Origin of the sequence: Flavobacterium sp. MFBS3-15, from assembly GCF_026107645.2 — a bacterium.
GTDB lineage: Bacteria > Bacteroidota > Bacteroidia > Flavobacteriales > Flavobacteriaceae > Flavobacterium.
On sequence record NZ_JAPCHV010000001.1, the window covers coordinates 378,388 to 393,946 of the forward strand.

Sequence of the window (15,559 nt, forward strand, 5' to 3'; positions counted from 1 at the left end):
TAAAAACCAAATATTCACATTAACCCTTTAAACATCTATGAGTTCAGAGCAAACTAAAACAAATTATCCTGCGCTGTATACGTTGGTATCGGTATTCTTCTTTTGGGGATTTATCGGCGCTTCCAATGGCGTATTTATTCCTTTCTGCAAGGAAAGGTTCGGGCTTGACCAGTTCCAAAGCCAGCTGATAGATTTTGCATTTTACGGTGCGTATTATCTTGGTGCGCTTTTACTGTTCATCTTCAGTTCTTCAGTCAAAAGAGACATTCTCAATTCCTGGGGATTCAAAAAAGGCATTATCTATGGACTGCTTGTAAGTACGCTGGGTGCAGGTGCAATGATTCTTGCCGTACAGGCCGGTAATTACGGCATGATATTGGGAGCACTCTTTATTGTTGCACTGGGCTTTTCCCTGCAACAAACAGCTGCGCAGCCTTTTGCGGCCTCATTGGGTGAACCTCACACCGCCTCGAACCGCCTTAACCTTACGGGAGGTATTAATTCTTTCGGTACTACCATCGGGCCGATAGTGGTTACTATGGCCCTGTTTGGCGTTATCCTTACCGGCGATGACCTTAAAGAGTATATCAAGACAGTTGAGCTTGACAAGATGGAAATACTTTATGCCTGCGTTGGTGCGCTGTTCCTTATAGCTGCCGGGCTTTTTGCATTTTCTAAAAAATTGCCTTCAGGTAAGATGGATTCAACTTTCGAACCGGCAAAAAAGGCTTTGGCTACACTTGTTACCATCACGCTTATACTTGTCGGCATCTTCGGATACATCTTTTCGCGTTACGAAGACCCTGAGTACATCAGGCGTTTTACAGGCGAGGACAGGGAACAGGATTTCCTTGGCCTTGGCCTTACCATAGCAACGCTACTTGTTATTGTGTTCGGATTGCTTTATGCCAATGTAGCTGCGAAAAGCAAGCCGGAAGGCTGGGGCGCTATGCGTTACCCTCAGTTGGTACTGGGAATGCTTGCCATTTTTACATATGTTGGTGTTGAGGTAACCATCCAGAGTAACCTTGGTGAGCTTTTGGGCACACCTGAATTTGGCAGCTTAACGGGTGCAGCAATCGCACCCTATATCTCAATGTATTGGGGAAGCTTAATGATTGGCCGTTGGGCGGGTGCAATTTCGGTATTCAACCCATCAAACTCTATGAAAAAAGTATTGCTCATTGTAGTACCGTACGTTGCATTTGGTGTGGTACTTGGGGTTAATGCCATTACAGGACAGGATGTAGGCCCGCTTTACGCTTATGCAGGCGTAGTGCTGGTACAGATTATAGGCTTCTTCCTGGGGCAGGACCGCCCGGCTAAAACGCTTATGATTTTTGGGTTATTTGGTATCATAGCCATGCTTATCGGATTATTCTCTACCGGCCAGGTGGCAATTTACGCCTTTATGAGCGGTGGATTATTCTGCAGTATCATGTGGCCTTCGATCTTTGCCTTGGCTATTGCCGGCATTGGCAAATATACTTCACAGGGGTCTGCTTTCCTTGTAATGATGATTCTTGGAGGTGGTATCATACCGCCGCTTCAGGGTAAAATCGCCGACATCATCGGTATTCACCATTCCTATTTTATACCTGTACTTTGCTTTGGGTATTTGGCCTTTTACGGCTGGAAAGTATTTGACATACTGAAAAAACAAGGCATTGCACATGAGGTAGAAGTAGGTTCAGGCCACTAATAGTTTTTGCAAATCATACAAAACCGCTCCCGTAATGGAGCGGTTTTTTGTTTTTGATAACATCCGCCTTGTGCGAAAAGGGCTATCTTTACAGCAAAATAATTATCATGAAAAACAGGAGTATCGCCATGGCATGCATTGCCGCTTTGGCATTTGCATGCAACGAAAAGAAAGAAACCGAAAATGCTGAGGAAATACCTGCCGCACAGGAGGTGGTAGACAACACAGCTACCGATGTGGACAGCATTACACCCGAAGCAGAAGCGCCGTCGGACAAAAGCGCAGAGCTTGCCGAGGGTACCCAGATAACCGTTAAAGGCGAGATTACGGAGATAAACAACGGCAAGGACGGCTATACCGCCAAAATCAAAATGGCCGACGGTACGGTATACTTTGCTACCATCAGCATCCCCAACCTGAAGGACCCGAAGCAGTATAGAAAGTTCAATGTAGGCGATGTCATCAAGGTAAAGGGCAAGACCTTTAAGATAGAGGAAGACACGCTGATAAAGGTGGAGGAGTTGAATTGATTCAATGCCTTGTCGGTTAACATTAAAATCATCACTTGATTTTTGGAATTAAAAAACCCGCGGGTGTCCTGAAACATCCCGCGGGTAACCAAAAAACTAAAAACGGATTTTTAAATAACTGTCTAAAATTTATTTAACCACATAGAAACATAAGCTTTATAGTTCTTTATCATCCTGAAGGGAATATAGAGAAGCATAGTGAAGCGAAGTTTCAGGCTTTGTGCTGCTTAATTAAAACTTCATGCCCGCTATCTAAAAGCTATGTACCTGTGTGGTTAATTTTTAATTCCGGCAAAAGTTACACAGTTACTAAGTGGATTCTGCTATTTGCTCCAGTCGATCTTGCGTGAAAAGTACATCACAGCGCCAAGTATCAGGAAGAGCCCGATGCTTCCGGCCAGCAGGGCGTAGTTTTCCAACTGGATGATCACATAGATGAAGGCATACAGCCCACTGAGCGCCGCCCCGATGAACATCGGGAATTTTCGGTTCTTCAGTATCGAAATCGAGTAGAGCGTTATCATCGCCACTACAGATATTCCCGCAATCAGGTAGGCTGTGCGGAAGCTGCTGTGCTCGGTTATCGAGATGAGCAGCGTGTAGAACATTACCAGCGCGAGGCCTATCATGGTATACTGGAAGATATGGATGCTGATCTTGCTGATACTCTGTATCAGGAAAAAGATAAGGAACGTAAGCCCTATTACCAGGAAGCCGTACTTTGAGGCACGCATGTTCTGCTGGTATTCATCTACAGGTATGAGGAAATCCACGTAAAAACTGTAGGGCCTCAGTTCGGGCAGCCTGCCGAAATGCTGCTGTGCAAACGGCCTGTTGAGCTGTGATATTTTCCAGCTTGCCGAAAACCCGTTATCAGTAACGGCCTGCTTATCCGGCTGCAGGTATCCCCCAAACTTCGGCGAATGCCAGTTGGACGTCATTTTGGCTTCGGTGACCTTGCCTATGGGGGCAATGCCCAGGCGCTTGGAGCCGCTATAGGCAACATCGAGGCTAAAGGACATCTGCCCGCTATGTGAACCGCTCAGGTTGATGGGCCGCGTTTCAAGCGACAGTAAAGAGTCTGCGGCATTTTCGCCGGCAACAGGTTCCATGGTATATTTGGTCCCGTTGAAGGTTACAGTTACCGCTTCACGGATGCTTTTGAGCCCATTGGTGTTGAGGAGCAGGGTAGCCCTGTCCCATTGCAGGCTCTCCGGCGATACCGCCGACTTGCTCATGTCGGGGTTGACAAAAGTACCCGTAAACTTCACTTTCGCATTGAATATCGATGCCTCATACATGCTTTGCCTGCGGGATTCCGACTGTACATCGGCATCGGTGGCCAGTTTTTCGGGGAACAGGTAGGCGTATTCTGTTGAAGATGATGTCTGGTACGGCACCTTCAGGACCGGGCCGTAAATGTACACGTTATCGCCCCATTGGCGGGTAATGGTCTCCTCGGTTTTCTTTTGGTTTTCCGAGCGTTCTTCTATGAGGCTTTTTACATACTGCAGCGGGATGAGCAGTATGAGCGTAAGCACGCCCACCATGATGATCTTGGCGGTGGTAGACTGCATGAAATTGAGATTCGGTTCCCTGTGGGAGTTGTCGTTGGGGTTGTGGTTGGAGATTTCCATAGTTATTGGTTTTTAGATTATTTAAATTCCTAATTCAGTAAGTATATAGAGGTAGAGTATTGCGATGGGAATGTTTATCAGCATTAATAAAGTATAAGCCAATAGCGGCAGTCGGTATTCCCTGTGAAGGCAGATGAAGATGATGTTGTTTAAAAACACAACCAGGTTAAAAAGTACCACGGCTATCAGGAAAAAGAACGCTATCAACGGAATGCCAAGCCATCCGGTGATGATGAACGCCAGCTCAAATGCCGTCCCTATGCCCAGCGACCATGAGAAAGCCCATTGCGCCATGTATATGTTGTCGAGGGCAGTTGTTTCGGTTGGTGTTTTCATCTAGCCGATGGTACATTTAACTACGATTATAAAATACAGGTAAGCTACTGGGATGTTGATGAGCATAAGCCCCGCCCGCCCGATAATATTCCATTGGTATGCCTTATGCCTAAAGCTGAATGCTATGAATATGAGGAATGCTATCGAATTGATTGCGAGCGCTATTATTACATATGCAATACCTGTCGATATCACGGGATCCTTGTCAGGTGCCACAAAAAACAGCAGCAGCAGAAACGTGCCTATGGCAAGAGAGGTTAACGCTATTTTCAGAGGGAGTTTCAGGAGGTTGATCACTGCGTCGGGCATGTTTTCATATTTATCGTTTTCCATGGCCTATCGAATTAAAAATGCGTCCTTGATTCGTTCCAGCGGCAGGTGCAGCATCCTGTAGTGGTCGAGGTCGAAAAAGCGGAGGGCCTTCCTGCCGTCGCGGTACCTTTTGCAGAAATACACCAGCCTGTGCGGGTAGCAAAGGGCCCCAACACCCATAATCATCAGCCTGCGAAGGCCGGTGTCGCCGTTACCGGAGAGGTAGTAGTGCATCCCGATTTCTTCCTTATTAGAAGCATCGGTCGTAAGCAGAAGGCGGAATACATCCTCAACATCGGGTGCCGGGCCGGTTTTATAGTTCTTGCGCAGGTATTTCCCGAGGTGGAAACCCAGGCTGCCCTGCGGGTAGTGGTTGAGCGCCGCTGTTGCAACAGGAGCTTCTTTGGTTTTAAAAAGTGTTTTCATTTTAGTTTATGGTTTTATGTGTTTATCTGTTGATTCTACTTTGAAATTCAAAGTGTGGCTATAAATTTTTTTGTATCGAAATGTTCCGGCTGATAAGGTAAAGCAGGTACATCAGTGTGCCGAAGCCAAGCGTAATGCCCCATGCCGTGCGGTAAGTGTCGGCAGATACAAGGCTCATGACGGTGTCGCCCAAAAGGGCAAACGGGCTGTGCAGCACGTCCCAGCTGTTATAGCGCAATTCGCGGCCCAGGTATACCCCGAACCCGCTCAGGAAACACGCAAGGGTCATGGCTGTATTGGCAAAGGAGGTGGCAAAACGTGCCGATAGCATCCGGTGCATGGCCTTCATCGATGCCAGGCCCAGCAGCAGCCCGGTTATCGAAAAGGAAATCAGCAGCAGCACATCGAACCACACCGGCATATTGGGACGCTGGCCCAGATGCACAAAGTCGGTGATGAGGTACGGCGCGTTAGGCAGCAGTAACAGCCAGGCAAAGCAGGCAGGGTAGAAGAGGATGGCCTTCCTCTGTATCTCCACACGGTCGAGCATTATTGTGGTGATGGCGAAGGGTGTCCAGGCAAGGAACAGGTTCCATACCAGGAAGAAGTAAAACAGGGAGTGGGTAAAGGTAGCCCTCACCATGAGCATGCCGAAGCAAAAAGCGGTGAACAGCAGCATCATGGTGTGCTGGCGGAACATTTGCGTGAGCGGTAATCTGATCGTTTTCATAGTTTAATGGTTTTTAAAGTACTTTGAATTTCAAAGTTTATGGATAAAAAAATAGCGCTAACTCTTTTGTATCAGTTTTTCGAGGGCATCGAGGTGGTCACGGAATGCCTTGCGGCCTTCTTTAGTGGCAATGTAGCGCGTGTTGGGCTTTTTGCCGATGAACTGCTTTTCGATAGTGATGTAATTCTCCGCCTCCAACGCTTTGGCATGGCTGGCCAGGTTGCCGTCGGTCACGCCCAGCAATTCCTTGAGGGTGTTGAAGTCGGCATGCTCATTCACCATCAGGATGCTCATGATCCCGAGGCGTATGCGATGGTCGAAAGCCTTGTTGATATGTTGGAGGATATTTTTCAAACCTATTCTTTGCGGTCGTATTTATAGTACATTATGGATCCGTACAATATGTGGCATACGCCAAAGCCCAATGCCCAGAACTCCAGCCCGTAGCCTGAAAATTCGGTGGCTACCAGTCCTATCAGGATTACCGTAAGCCCCAGGTAACGCACGTCGCGCATGGTGTATTTGCTGGCATTCACACAGGCAAGCCCGTAAAAGATGAGCGTTACCGGCGCGATGAGCCCGTAATACCCGTTACGCAATAGCAGCAGGCAAAAGACACCGCCCGTGGCCAAAGGTATCAAAAAGTTTACAGCCAGCCTTTTTGAGGTGGAGTTCCACATAGTTTCACCGCTCCTCCTGGCTTTGCGTGAGGTAAGCAGGAATGCTGTCACTACCGACATGACCAGTACCGCAAGCGCTATCCCGACAATGGCCTTGAACGAATTGCTTTCCAGCGTAATGTAATTGCCGTAGTTCATATCATACACCTGCTTTGCTGCATAGGCACCAAGCAGCGCATAAACACCGGCCAATATGCCCGCCAGCCCGCTAAGGGAGAGGAACTGTGTGGAGCGGTCCATCATCTTCCTGATGTCCTGTATGTCCCGTAAGTAGTTTTCCATATAAAAGTACTTTGAGTTGCAAAGTAAAATAGAAAATTCGGAATGGCAATGAAGTTTTGAGTTTTTTTGTTTCAAGGTTTGAAGTTTTAATGTTGAATTAGGACGTGCGGAGAATATTGATATTATTCTCCGCATAATTTGCGGAGAATAAGTTGTATATTTACCGTAAAAATATTTCTATGGCTGTTTATATCCATCAACTCAAAAGCTGGCCTCATTTTCAATGGGACCCTGAGGCAATTATCTCATTGTTACCCGAGGTAAGAAACCTCCAGGGAAAACTCATGGGTAAAGTTGAATTACTGGGTTTTAGCTTAAAAGATCAAGCCAATTTAGAAACATTGATTCAGGATGTGGTTAAATCTTCGGAAATTGAGGGTGAAGTACTGAATCCGGAACAGGTCCGTTCGTCAATAGCCACAAGGTTAGGTTTAGAAAACTCTGGGATGCTGCATTTTGACAGGAATATTGATGGCATTGTGGAAATGATGCTGGATGCAACGCAAACTAACGATAAAACGTTGAATAATGAAAGGCTTTATGGCTGGCATGCTGCTTTGTTCCCAACAGGCAGAAGCGGAATGCATAAAATTGAAGTAGGCGGGTGGCGCACGGGAGACATGCAGGTTGTTTCTGGAGGCATGGGTAGGGAAATTGTATATTTTGAAGCTCCTAAAGCGTCACTTTTAGAGGAGGAAATGAAGCAGTTTATGGATTGGTTCAATACGGATTCAGATATGGACCCGATATTGAAAGCTGCTGTCGCTCACTTATGGTTTATAACCATTCACCCTTTTGATGACGGAAACGGGCGTATTGCAAGAGCCATAACCGATATGCAGCTTTCTAAGGCCGACGGGGTAAACCAGCGCTTTTACAGCATGTCTGCCCAAATTAAAAATGACAGGAAGTCTTATTACAAAATATTGGAGCAAACACAAAAAGATGATATGGACATAACAAAATGGATTATTTGGTTCCTTGAATGTTTGAAGAAAGCAATACTTTCATCCGGCACCATCATCGATAAAGTTATAGACAAGCATAACTTTTGGGCGAAGAATGCCGCATTGATCAGTAATGAACGCCAGCAAAAAATGCTTGGTAAGCTACTGGAAGGCTTTGCAGGTAACCTGACAACTTCAAAATGGTCAAAGATGACCAAATCCTCACAGGATACGGCTTTGAGGGACATTACCGATTTGATCAACAAGGGAATTTTAATCAAAGCAAATTCAGGAGGAAGGAGTACGTATTATGAATTGAAAACAGATAGGTAATTTACCATTCTATTCATGAAGAGTCCCGGAGGGACGGCATGTTTATAGCAAAAATATTGGTAAACTCTTCTTGAGCTCGAGCGGAGCGCCATGTAAAACTACCTAAAAATCTCAATCACAGCACCTTCCTCAACCGCGCCATACAATTCATCCATTTCGTCATTGGTTACGGCAATGCATCCCGCGGTCCAGTCCTTCCAGCGGTGGAATTTACCGATATACCCCCTGCCATTGCGAAGGCCGTGTATCTTGATGTCGCCGCCGGGTGGCTTGCCCAGTTTTTTAGCATTGGCGATATCATTGGCATTAGGGTAGGAGACACCCAGGTTTTTGTGATAGCCACTGTTCGGGTTGCGGGCATTAATATGATAAATGCCTTCAGGTGTTTTGCAATCCCCTTCAAATTGCTTGTGCCCAACGGGATCTTTGCCCAATGATATGGTGTAGGTTTTCAGCAGTTCGTCACCGTACCATGCTTCCATTTTCCGTTTGGATTTGTAAACAACCAAACGATCGATGGCCTTCCCCGCCGGAAGTTTTTTCCCGGGGAAGAAGTAGTAAAATGTGAAGGCCAAAAAAAGGAATCCCAAGCCGGGGAATATTGCTGCCATAGTACAAATATCAAAAAAATGCCTGTCGAAATTAATGTTTCAGCAGGCATATTTGGAATATTTTTTAATGTAAAATTCTGAATAAGGAAGGATTGCTTCGTCGTTCCTCCTCGCAATGACCAACAGAACGTTCGAGTGAAGCTCAATCTAAAATCTAAAATCTAAAATCTAAAATCTAAAATCTAAAATCTAAAATCTAAAATCTGAAATCTGAAATCTGAATTGGAACTACCACTTTATGATAGCGCTTCCCCATGTGAAGCCGCTGCCGAAAGCCGCAAGCACCACTGTGTCGCCGGCCTTTATCTTGCCCTGTTCCCACGCTTCAGTAAGCGCGATAGGCACCGATGCTGCCGTGGTGTTGCCGTATTTCATGATGTTGTTGTACACCTGCTCGTCGCGCAGGCCAAACTTCTGCTGTATGAACTGCGATATCCTCAGGTTGGCCTGGTGCGGTATCAGCATGTCGATATCGCTTACCTGCAGGTTGTTGGCCTTAAGCCCTTCCATGATCACTTCGCTGAAACGAACCACCGCATTTTTGAAAACGAACTGGCCGTTCATGTAGGGGTAGTAGCTTTCATCATTCGGGTCGTTGTCGGCAATGATATCGTTTACCCAGCGCTTGCCCATGCCCGGCGCGATAAGCGAAAGCTCTTCGGCGTGCTGTCCTTCGGAATGCAGGTGTGTCGACAGGATGCCTTTAGTTGTATCTTCTTCACGCGAAAGCACCGCTGCTCCTGCGCCGTCGCCAAATATCACCGATACGCCGCGCCCCCTTGTGGTCATGTCCAACCCTTTGGAGTGCAGCTCGGAACCGATGATGAGGATGTTTTTGTACATGCCTGTCTTTATGAACTGGTCGGCTACCGAAAGCGCGTAAATGAATCCCGAACACTGGTTGCGTACGTCCAGTGCGCCAACCGTGCGTTTCATGCCCAAATCGCGCTGGACCAATACACCCGGCCCCGGAAAGTAGTAATCAGGGCTAAGAGTTGCAAATATGATGAAGTCGATGTCTTCTTTGTCAATGCCGGCACGGTCAATGGCTATTTTGGCGGCTTTTACACCCATGGCGGTAGTGGTATCTTCGCCACCGGGAACCACGTGGCGCCTTTCTTTAATGCCGGTACGTTCCTGGATCCATTCGTCGTTGGTTTCCATTATTTTGGCAAGGTCGTCATTGGTTACCACATTATCGGGCACATAGTACCCAAGGCCGGTTATTTTTGAGTGATACATTGGATATTAATTATTTAGTAGAAACGAAGCTGTAAAAATAAACATTCCTTAAAAAAGAAACCCATAGTTTGGGATTTTTTAAGTTGTGGCATTTTTATAGCGAAAAGCATTCCACAATTGTAACAAGATATCCCTATCTTAGACCTATTTTGAAAAACGAACCCAATGATAAGATCAATTTTTACAATTGCAGCATTTGTCCTGACCACGCTTACTGCCGTTGCACAGGAGAACCTGACCTACCAGAAGCCGCCTAAAGAGATACTCGAACTCGTGGATATCGAAAGGGCACCGTCCGTTTCGATGGACAGCAGGAAAACCTTCATGCTGCTGATGTACCGCAATGCCTATAAAACGCTCGAAGACCTTTCTGAAGACGAGCTGAAGCTCGGGGGCCTGCGCATCAACCCGAAAACCAACATTTCCAGCACGATCACTTATGTGAATAACCTGAAGTTCAAAAAACTGAAGGACAAAGAGCCAACACAAATAAATGGCCTTCCGCAAACCCCGAAGATGGCCAACTTTGCATGGTCGCCGGATGAAACTAAAATGGCGTTTACCAATACTACTGCTACCGGCGTTGAGGTTTGGCTTTTGGACATAAAAACGTTGCAGGTTAAAAAACTGACGGATGCTACAGCCAATGCCAATATGGGCAATCCGGTAAGCTGGTTCCGCGACAGCAATGCGCTGTTGGTAAAAATGCTGCCTGCCAACAGGCCTGCACTCATTAATACGGCCAGCGCCATTCCGGCCGGGCCGACCGTAACGGTGAGCGATGGTACCAAGGCGCAGAACCGCACCTACCAGGATTTGCTTAAGAACAAGAACGATGAGGCCAACTTTGAGAACCTTACCACATCGGAACTTTATAAAGTTACCCTCGATGGCAAAGCGACGAAGTGGAAAGACGCGGCCATGTACGGCGGCATCAGCTTTTCGCCCGACGGCAATTATGTTATGGTAACTACGCTGCACAAGCCGTTCTCGTATATTGTAACGCTTGACCGTTTCCCTACCAAAAGCATTTTGTATGATGCCAATGGAAAGATGGTGCAGACCTTCAACGAAAAACCGTTGATCGAGGATATGCCGAAAGGCTTCATGTCGACAGAGAAAGGCAAGCGCAGCATCGGGTGGAGAGCCGACAAGCCTGCCACACTGGTTTGGGCCGAAGCGCTCGATGGGGGTGACCCGGCTGTAGAAGTGCCTTTCCGCGACGAGGTGTTTGAATTGCCTGCGCCATTTACAGCAACCCCTAAGAGCCTGGTAAAAACCATCAATCGTTTTGCCGGCATTACATGGGGAACTGATAATCTTGCGCTTATTTATGACCGCTGGTGGAATACCCGAAATACCAAAACTTACATTTTCAACCCGTCGGATGCGTCGCAAAAGCCGGAAGTGATCTTCGACAGGAATTACCAGGATACCTACAGCGACCCGGGTTCGTTCGATACCCGCCGCAACGAGTGGGGCCGCTATGTGCTTAACATTGAGAATAACAATGCCTACCTTATGGGTGATGGTTTTACCGATAAAGGGCAGTTCCCGTTCATCGACCAGTATAACCTTGCCTCCAAGAAGGCAACAAGGCTGTATCAATCGAAATATACAGATAAGAAAGAATCATTGGTTTCGATAATCGATGCCAAAAAAGGAGAGGTGCTGGTGCAGTTGGAATCGAAAAACCAGTACCCGAATTATTACCTTATCAACATCAAAAAGAAAAGCGCCCCGGTGGCGGTGAGCTTCTTCCAGAACCCGTTTAAGAAAATCGAGAACGTTAGCAAGGAAGTGATTAAATACAAGCGAGCTGACGGACTGGACCTTTCGGGAACGCTATACCTCCCGGCCGGCTACGACAAAAAGAAGAAGGAGAAGCTGCCGCTCATCATCTGGGCCTACCCGGCAGAATTCAAGGATAAGAACAGCGCCTCGCAAACCACTTCAAACGCTAATGATTTTACGTACCCGAACTACGGTTCGCCGGTATACTGGGTTACGCGTGGCTATGCCGTGTTGGATGATGCTTCGTTCCCGATCATCGGCGAAGGCAAGGAAGAACCGAACGACACCTTCATTACCCAACTGGTTGCCGATGCGAAAGCGGCCATCGATGCGGTTGATGCGCTGGGTTACATCGACCGTACCCGGGTAGCAGTGGGTGGCCACTCGTATGGCGCGTTCATGACAGCCAACCTGCTCACGCACTCCGACCTTTTTGCTGCCGGTATTGCACGCAGCGGAGCGTATAACAGGACACTTACGCCATTCGGTTTCCAGAGCGAGGAGCGCAACTACTGGGAAGCACCGGAAATTTACAACACCATGTCGCCATTCATGCATGCCGACAAAATGAAGACACCGTTATTGCTGATACACGGCGAGGCGGATAATAACAGCGGTACCTTCCCCATGCAGAGCGAGCGCTACTTCAATGCCCTGAAAGGCTTTGGAGCACCGGCACGATTGGTATTGCTGCCAAAAGAGAGCCACGGCTACGCTGCCATCGAAAGCATACTGCACCTGCTGTGGGAACAGGACCAGTGGTTAGAGAAATACGTGAAGAATAAAGGAAAATAGATTGTTAGATATTGGATTGTTAGATTTTTGGAAAGACAAAAAGATAACAGATGAGAGATAATAGACAGGCCCGTACAATTGTGCGGGTTTTGTTTTTCTATCCAAAAGCATTCCTGTCTACCGCCAGTGTAACTTCCGAATTTACTTCGAGTTCCTTGTAGTGTTCAAAGAAAATTACCTGCCTGTTGAGGGCTCCTTTTACCAGGTAGCGATTGCCTTTAAAGTAACATTGTTTAACGACTACGTTCAATGGGCCGCCTTCGGTTATTTTCAATTGATGGGGATAGATAAGTACGGTCTCCTCCGGGTTTTGGGTAAGGGTGAGCAACTCAAGCTTTATCTCGTTGACCTCCCCGAACAATGACGCGGTGTATTTGTCCTTAGGATTGTAATAAATTTCTTTTGAAGGTGCTTTATCTAATATGTGTCCGCCTTTCAGGACAATAGTTTCATCGGCAAAGGAAAGCGCATCGGTACTGTCATGCGTGGCAACGATAACCGTAATGCCTTTCTGCTTCAGGTAAGCGAACAGGTTGCGGCGAAGGGCATTCTTCCTGAAGTTATCAATATGGCTAAAGGGCTCGTCGAGCAAAAGAATCTCCGGTTCCAAAGCAAGCACTTTTGCCAGGGCAATGCGCTGCTGCTGGCCGCCGCTCAGGAATTTGGCCTTTACATCGGCAAAAGCTCCCATCTCTACAATATCGAGCAATTCGCGGATGCGCTGCTGCTTTTCTTCAGGATAAAAATTCGAAAGGAAGCTGCCCACATTTTCGGCAGCGGTTACAAACGGCATCAGGTCGAAATCCTGTGCGAGGTATTTCATGTAGGGCATCCCTGGAATGAGGTTGTGCTTAGGCCCGGTAACGGGTTCACCTTTATAGGTAATCCCGCCCTCATTCAGGTCATACAACCCGTAGATAGTTTTGAGGAGTGTACTTTTGCCGCAGCCGCTTTCGCCGATGATGGCAATATTCTGGCCTGTTTTAGCATTAAAACTGATGTTGTGTAATATGGTGGTATCGGTATAACCGAATGAAATATTCTTAACTGCGAGCATTTTGCGCGAAACGGTATTTTGTTTTTGCAAAAGTATTCAATTCATCCCATTGCAGTGACAGCTTAACAAAAAATAAGGGCACATTATTCATGTACCCTTACCAATCTAACCAATAAAAATAAACACATTACGAGGATTTCATAGCAATTCATCCGTCTTCATCAATCCATCATATATACGGAGAAATAATGGTTAGGGTTTTTGCAGAGTGGTATGTTATATCAATATATTTAGTTTGTAAATTATCTGTAAATTGCCGGTTTATAATTCAGTCTATATGAAAGTTTTCTTTTTTGCGCTTGCATTGCTTATCTCCACTATTGCGTGGAGCCAAAAGTCAAATGACCAATATTCATTGGAAGCCGCTTATGGTTTTGGCGCATCCCCGGATCCGGGTATTTCCGATTTTGGCCACTATGAATTTGCATTTCGATACATGATTGATGAATACTGGGGCATAAAATTTGATTTTGGCTCCGACCGGTTCCGTACAGGAAACGATACCGAACCCGGTTCAGATTATAAAAGGTATTCGGTACAGGGGGTATACAATTTGGGGCGTGCATTGAATCTAACGAACAGGTCGGTAAAGACATTCAATTTTCTTGCCCATGGGGGATTGGGGATTTCAACGCTAAATTCGCCCGCTATAAAAGGTACCGATAAGATAGGTAACATTATTATAGGTATCACCCCGCAATTTCATCTGTCCGATTCGTTTGCCCTTATGGCAGATACTTCATTAGCATTGAATTTTGCTCAGCAAAACCATTTTGGAGGAGTGAGGCCTCCGGGCAATAAGTCATCCGATGAAATTACCGGAAAGCTTTTTACATTTTCCTTAGGCATTACATATTATTTTGGACGGAATAAATCAAATGCGGATTGGAGATAAAAAAAAGCTACCTGTTTAGGGTAGCCTTTTTTGCTTAACGTGTATATCTTATTTTGAAAGCAGCATGTCAGTAAGCTTTAAGTTCCCTTTATTTACAAGGTCGGCAATGTAAACACTAATGCCAAAACGTGAACCATCTACACTGGTGCAAAATTTAGCGGTTGGTGCCTGTTTTTGCTGTTTTACTTCTTCCTTTGGTTTTTCAGCCCTTGCCGCAGGGATTTTTTTAGCTTCCGGAGTAACATTCGTGGCCTTTTCTATAACCGGAGGCCCTATATGGTCGTTATTAATATTGGCCATTGCTGTTGCGCCGCAAGCCAGGAGAAAAGTAGTGAATAAAAGCTTTTTCATAAATCAGGAGTTTTATTGCTAATAGTAATTGGTTCAAATACAGGTGATAAAGATAGTGAAAAGTTATTGCTTACTTAATACATCTCAATCATTTTTAGATATTTAGGAAAATAAAAACATGATGAATTTATTCATTTTTCCGGTTTGTTATACATATAAGTAGAATAAACCATGATTTTGTTACAGGAAAACATGAAGTTTTAACAAAAATATTTTTAAGCTCGTTATGAGATTCTGTTATGTAGTATCTATATATTATTAAGAGGAGTTTCAAATAGCTATTTATAGTGGCTCGCCACTTTTTATCCTCTTTGGAGTTCACTGAATCACATTTTTAAAAACCTTTAAAAAACTTTCATTCCCAAAGTTCACCGTTTCAGTATGTTAAGAAAAAGTAAACAAGAAAGATTAAAAAAGGGTTTATAAAAGTTTGGAAAAGCGGAAAAGGTTACTACTTTTGCACCCGCATTCAAGCAACGCTCTTAGACAAAATGACACCGCAACAACCCCTGACAAGAAAAGGATTTTCGCTATTATATGGTGAGATGAGGATTTGGAAAAAGGATTGAAAAAAAAGTAAAAAAAGATTTGGATTGTGTTGGGAAAAGAAATTATCTTTGCCCTCCCTAACCGATAGGAAAGGGAAGCAGGTTCACTTCAAGATTTACTGAAAACGGCGCGAGAAAATAATTTCAAAAAAAGTTTTCGAAACGCTTGCGGGTTTAAAAAGAAGTTGTACTTTTGCACCCGCTAACACAGGGAGCCGCTACGGCGAACGGTGTTAGTGAGAAAATAAAGAATGATACGTTCATAGACATATTGGATTGACAGCATAAGAGAGAGTAAGAAACTCTTAGCGATTATTGAAAAAGACCTGAATAAAGATCGTAAAAATATAA

At 45.6% G+C, this 15,559-nt stretch carries 16 protein-coding genes; 5 read left to right on the top strand and 11 right to left on the bottom strand.

Annotated features, from left to right (window positions below; all coding sequences use genetic code 11):
- Positions 1-37 precede the first annotated feature (37 nt).
- On the top strand, positions 38-1,702 hold the full coding sequence (locus OGH69_RS01790) for an MFS transporter (RefSeq protein WP_265172720.1): 1,665 nt from the start codon (positions 38-40) through the stop codon (positions 1,700-1,702).
- A gap of 107 nt (positions 1,703-1,809) precedes the next feature.
- On the top strand, positions 1,810-2,232 hold the full coding sequence (locus OGH69_RS01795) for an OB-fold nucleic acid binding domain-containing protein (RefSeq protein WP_265172721.1): 423 nt from the start codon (positions 1,810-1,812) through the stop codon (positions 2,230-2,232).
- A 323-nt stretch (positions 2,233-2,555) separates the two neighbouring features.
- Here the strand turns inward: OGH69_RS01795 and creD are convergent, their stop codons facing one another.
- From creD to OGH69_RS01830, 7 genes are read right to left on the bottom strand one after another with little or no spacing between them, the layout of a single operon-like run.
- Positions 2,556-3,869: a cell envelope integrity protein CreD gene (gene creD, locus OGH69_RS01800; protein WP_372339322.1), complete on the bottom strand. Its 1,314-nt coding sequence runs from the start codon at positions 3,867-3,869 to the stop codon at positions 2,556-2,558.
- 21 nt (positions 3,870-3,890) lie between these two features.
- Entirely contained in the window at positions 3,891-4,205 is a 315-nt protein-coding gene (locus OGH69_RS01805) for a hypothetical protein (RefSeq protein WP_265172722.1), read from the bottom strand.
- Entirely contained in the window at positions 4,206-4,538 is a 333-nt protein-coding gene (locus OGH69_RS01810; protein WP_265172723.1) for a hypothetical protein, read from the bottom strand. It abuts the gene before it with no gap.
- 3 nt (positions 4,539-4,541) lie between these two features.
- Positions 4,542-4,943 carry a hypothetical protein gene (locus OGH69_RS01815; protein ID WP_265172724.1) on the bottom strand — a complete coding sequence of 134 codons (402 nt, stop codon included), beginning with the start codon at positions 4,941-4,943 and terminating at the stop codon, positions 4,542-4,544.
- A gap of 58 nt (positions 4,944-5,001) precedes the next feature.
- A complete protein-coding gene (locus OGH69_RS01820) occupies positions 5,002-5,673 on the bottom strand; it encodes a DUF1361 domain-containing protein (RefSeq protein WP_265172725.1) in 672 nt (223 codons plus the stop codon).
- A 57-nt stretch (positions 5,674-5,730) separates the two neighbouring features.
- Positions 5,731-6,027, bottom strand: coding sequence for a winged helix-turn-helix domain-containing protein (locus OGH69_RS01825; protein ID WP_265172726.1), 297 nt, complete (start codon positions 6,025-6,027; stop codon positions 5,731-5,733).
- Positions 6,028-6,029: 2 nt separating this feature from the next.
- Positions 6,030-6,635 carry a hypothetical protein gene (locus OGH69_RS01830; protein WP_265172727.1) on the bottom strand — a complete coding sequence of 202 codons (606 nt, stop codon included), beginning with the start codon at positions 6,633-6,635 and terminating at the stop codon, positions 6,030-6,032.
- Positions 6,636-6,814: 179 nt separating this feature from the next.
- On the opposite strand from OGH69_RS01830, the gene OGH69_RS01835 reads away from it, so the two are divergent.
- Positions 6,815-7,915 carry a Fic family protein gene (locus tag OGH69_RS01835; protein ID WP_265172728.1) on the top strand — a complete coding sequence of 367 codons (1,101 nt, stop codon included), beginning with the start codon at positions 6,815-6,817 and terminating at the stop codon, positions 7,913-7,915.
- Positions 7,916-8,013: 98 nt separating this feature from the next.
- On the opposite strand, the gene OGH69_RS01840 is transcribed toward OGH69_RS01835, so the two are convergent.
- Together OGH69_RS01840 and OGH69_RS01845 are read right to left on the bottom strand one after the other, a co-directional pair.
- Entirely contained in the window at positions 8,014-8,526 is a 513-nt protein-coding gene (locus OGH69_RS01840) for a L,D-transpeptidase family protein (RefSeq protein WP_265172729.1), read from the bottom strand.
- A gap of 228 nt (positions 8,527-8,754) precedes the next feature.
- The gene (locus OGH69_RS01845; RefSeq protein WP_265172730.1) at positions 8,755-9,768 is read right to left on the bottom strand and encodes a 3-oxoacyl-ACP synthase III family protein; all 1,014 of its coding nucleotides are present in this window, start codon (positions 9,766-9,768) and stop codon (positions 8,755-8,757) included.
- A gap of 165 nt (positions 9,769-9,933) precedes the next feature.
- Here OGH69_RS01845 and OGH69_RS01850 point away from each other — a divergent pair, with 165 nt between their 5' ends.
- Complete coding sequence (locus tag OGH69_RS01850; protein WP_265172731.1) at positions 9,934-12,357, top strand: alpha/beta hydrolase family protein; 2,424 nt, start codon at positions 9,934-9,936, stop codon at positions 12,355-12,357.
- Positions 12,358-12,454: 97 nt separating this feature from the next.
- Here the strand turns inward: OGH69_RS01850 and OGH69_RS01855 are convergent, their stop codons facing one another.
- Positions 12,455-13,414, bottom strand: a complete 960-nt coding sequence (locus OGH69_RS01855) for an ABC transporter ATP-binding protein (RefSeq protein ID WP_265172732.1) — start codon at positions 13,412-13,414, stop codon at positions 12,455-12,457.
- 277 nt (positions 13,415-13,691) lie between these two features.
- Here OGH69_RS01855 and OGH69_RS01860 point away from each other — a divergent pair, with 277 nt between their 5' ends.
- Positions 13,692-14,309, top strand: coding sequence for a hypothetical protein (locus OGH69_RS01860; RefSeq protein WP_265172733.1), 618 nt, complete (start codon positions 13,692-13,694; stop codon positions 14,307-14,309).
- A 48-nt stretch (positions 14,310-14,357) separates the two neighbouring features.
- Here OGH69_RS01860 and OGH69_RS01865 read toward each other — a convergent pair whose 3' ends face one another.
- Entirely contained in the window at positions 14,358-14,660 is a 303-nt protein-coding gene (locus OGH69_RS01865; RefSeq protein ID WP_265172734.1) for a hypothetical protein, read from the bottom strand.
- Positions 14,661-15,559: the final 899 nt, after the last annotated feature.

Coding starts and splice junctions, on each gene's coding strand:
- OGH69_RS01790 (WP_265172720.1), top strand. CDS start 38: ATGAGTTCAGAGCAAACTAAAACAAATTATCCTGCGCTGTATACGTTG.
- OGH69_RS01795 (WP_265172721.1), top strand. CDS start 1,810: ATGAAAAACAGGAGTATCGCCATGGCATGCATTGCCGCTTTGGCATTT.
- creD (WP_372339322.1), bottom strand. CDS start 3,869: ATGGAAATCTCCAACCACAACCCCAACGACAACTCCCACAGGGAACCG.
- OGH69_RS01805 (WP_265172722.1), bottom strand. CDS start 4,205: ATGAAAACACCAACCGAAACAACTGCCCTCGACAACATATACATGGCG.
- OGH69_RS01810 (WP_265172723.1), bottom strand. CDS start 4,538: ATGGAAAACGATAAATATGAAAACATGCCCGACGCAGTGATCAACCTC.
- OGH69_RS01815 (WP_265172724.1), bottom strand. CDS start 4,943: ATGAAAACACTTTTTAAAACCAAAGAAGCTCCTGTTGCAACAGCGGCG.
- OGH69_RS01820 (WP_265172725.1), bottom strand. CDS start 5,673: ATGAAAACGATCAGATTACCGCTCACGCAAATGTTCCGCCAGCACACC.
- OGH69_RS01830 (WP_265172727.1), bottom strand. CDS start 6,635: ATGGAAAACTACTTACGGGACATACAGGACATCAGGAAGATGATGGAC.
- OGH69_RS01835 (WP_265172728.1), top strand. CDS start 6,815: ATGGCTGTTTATATCCATCAACTCAAAAGCTGGCCTCATTTTCAATGG.
- OGH69_RS01840 (WP_265172729.1), bottom strand. CDS start 8,526: ATGGCAGCAATATTCCCCGGCTTGGGATTCCTTTTTTTGGCCTTCACA.
- OGH69_RS01845 (WP_265172730.1), bottom strand. CDS start 9,768: ATGTATCACTCAAAAATAACCGGCCTTGGGTACTATGTGCCCGATAAT.
- OGH69_RS01850 (WP_265172731.1), top strand. CDS start 9,934: ATGATAAGATCAATTTTTACAATTGCAGCATTTGTCCTGACCACGCTT.
- OGH69_RS01855 (WP_265172732.1), bottom strand. CDS start 13,414: ATGCTCGCAGTTAAGAATATTTCATTCGGTTATACCGATACCACCATA.
- OGH69_RS01860 (WP_265172733.1), top strand. CDS start 13,692: ATGAAAGTTTTCTTTTTTGCGCTTGCATTGCTTATCTCCACTATTGCG.
- OGH69_RS01865 (WP_265172734.1), bottom strand. CDS start 14,660: ATGAAAAAGCTTTTATTCACTACTTTTCTCCTGGCTTGCGGCGCAACA.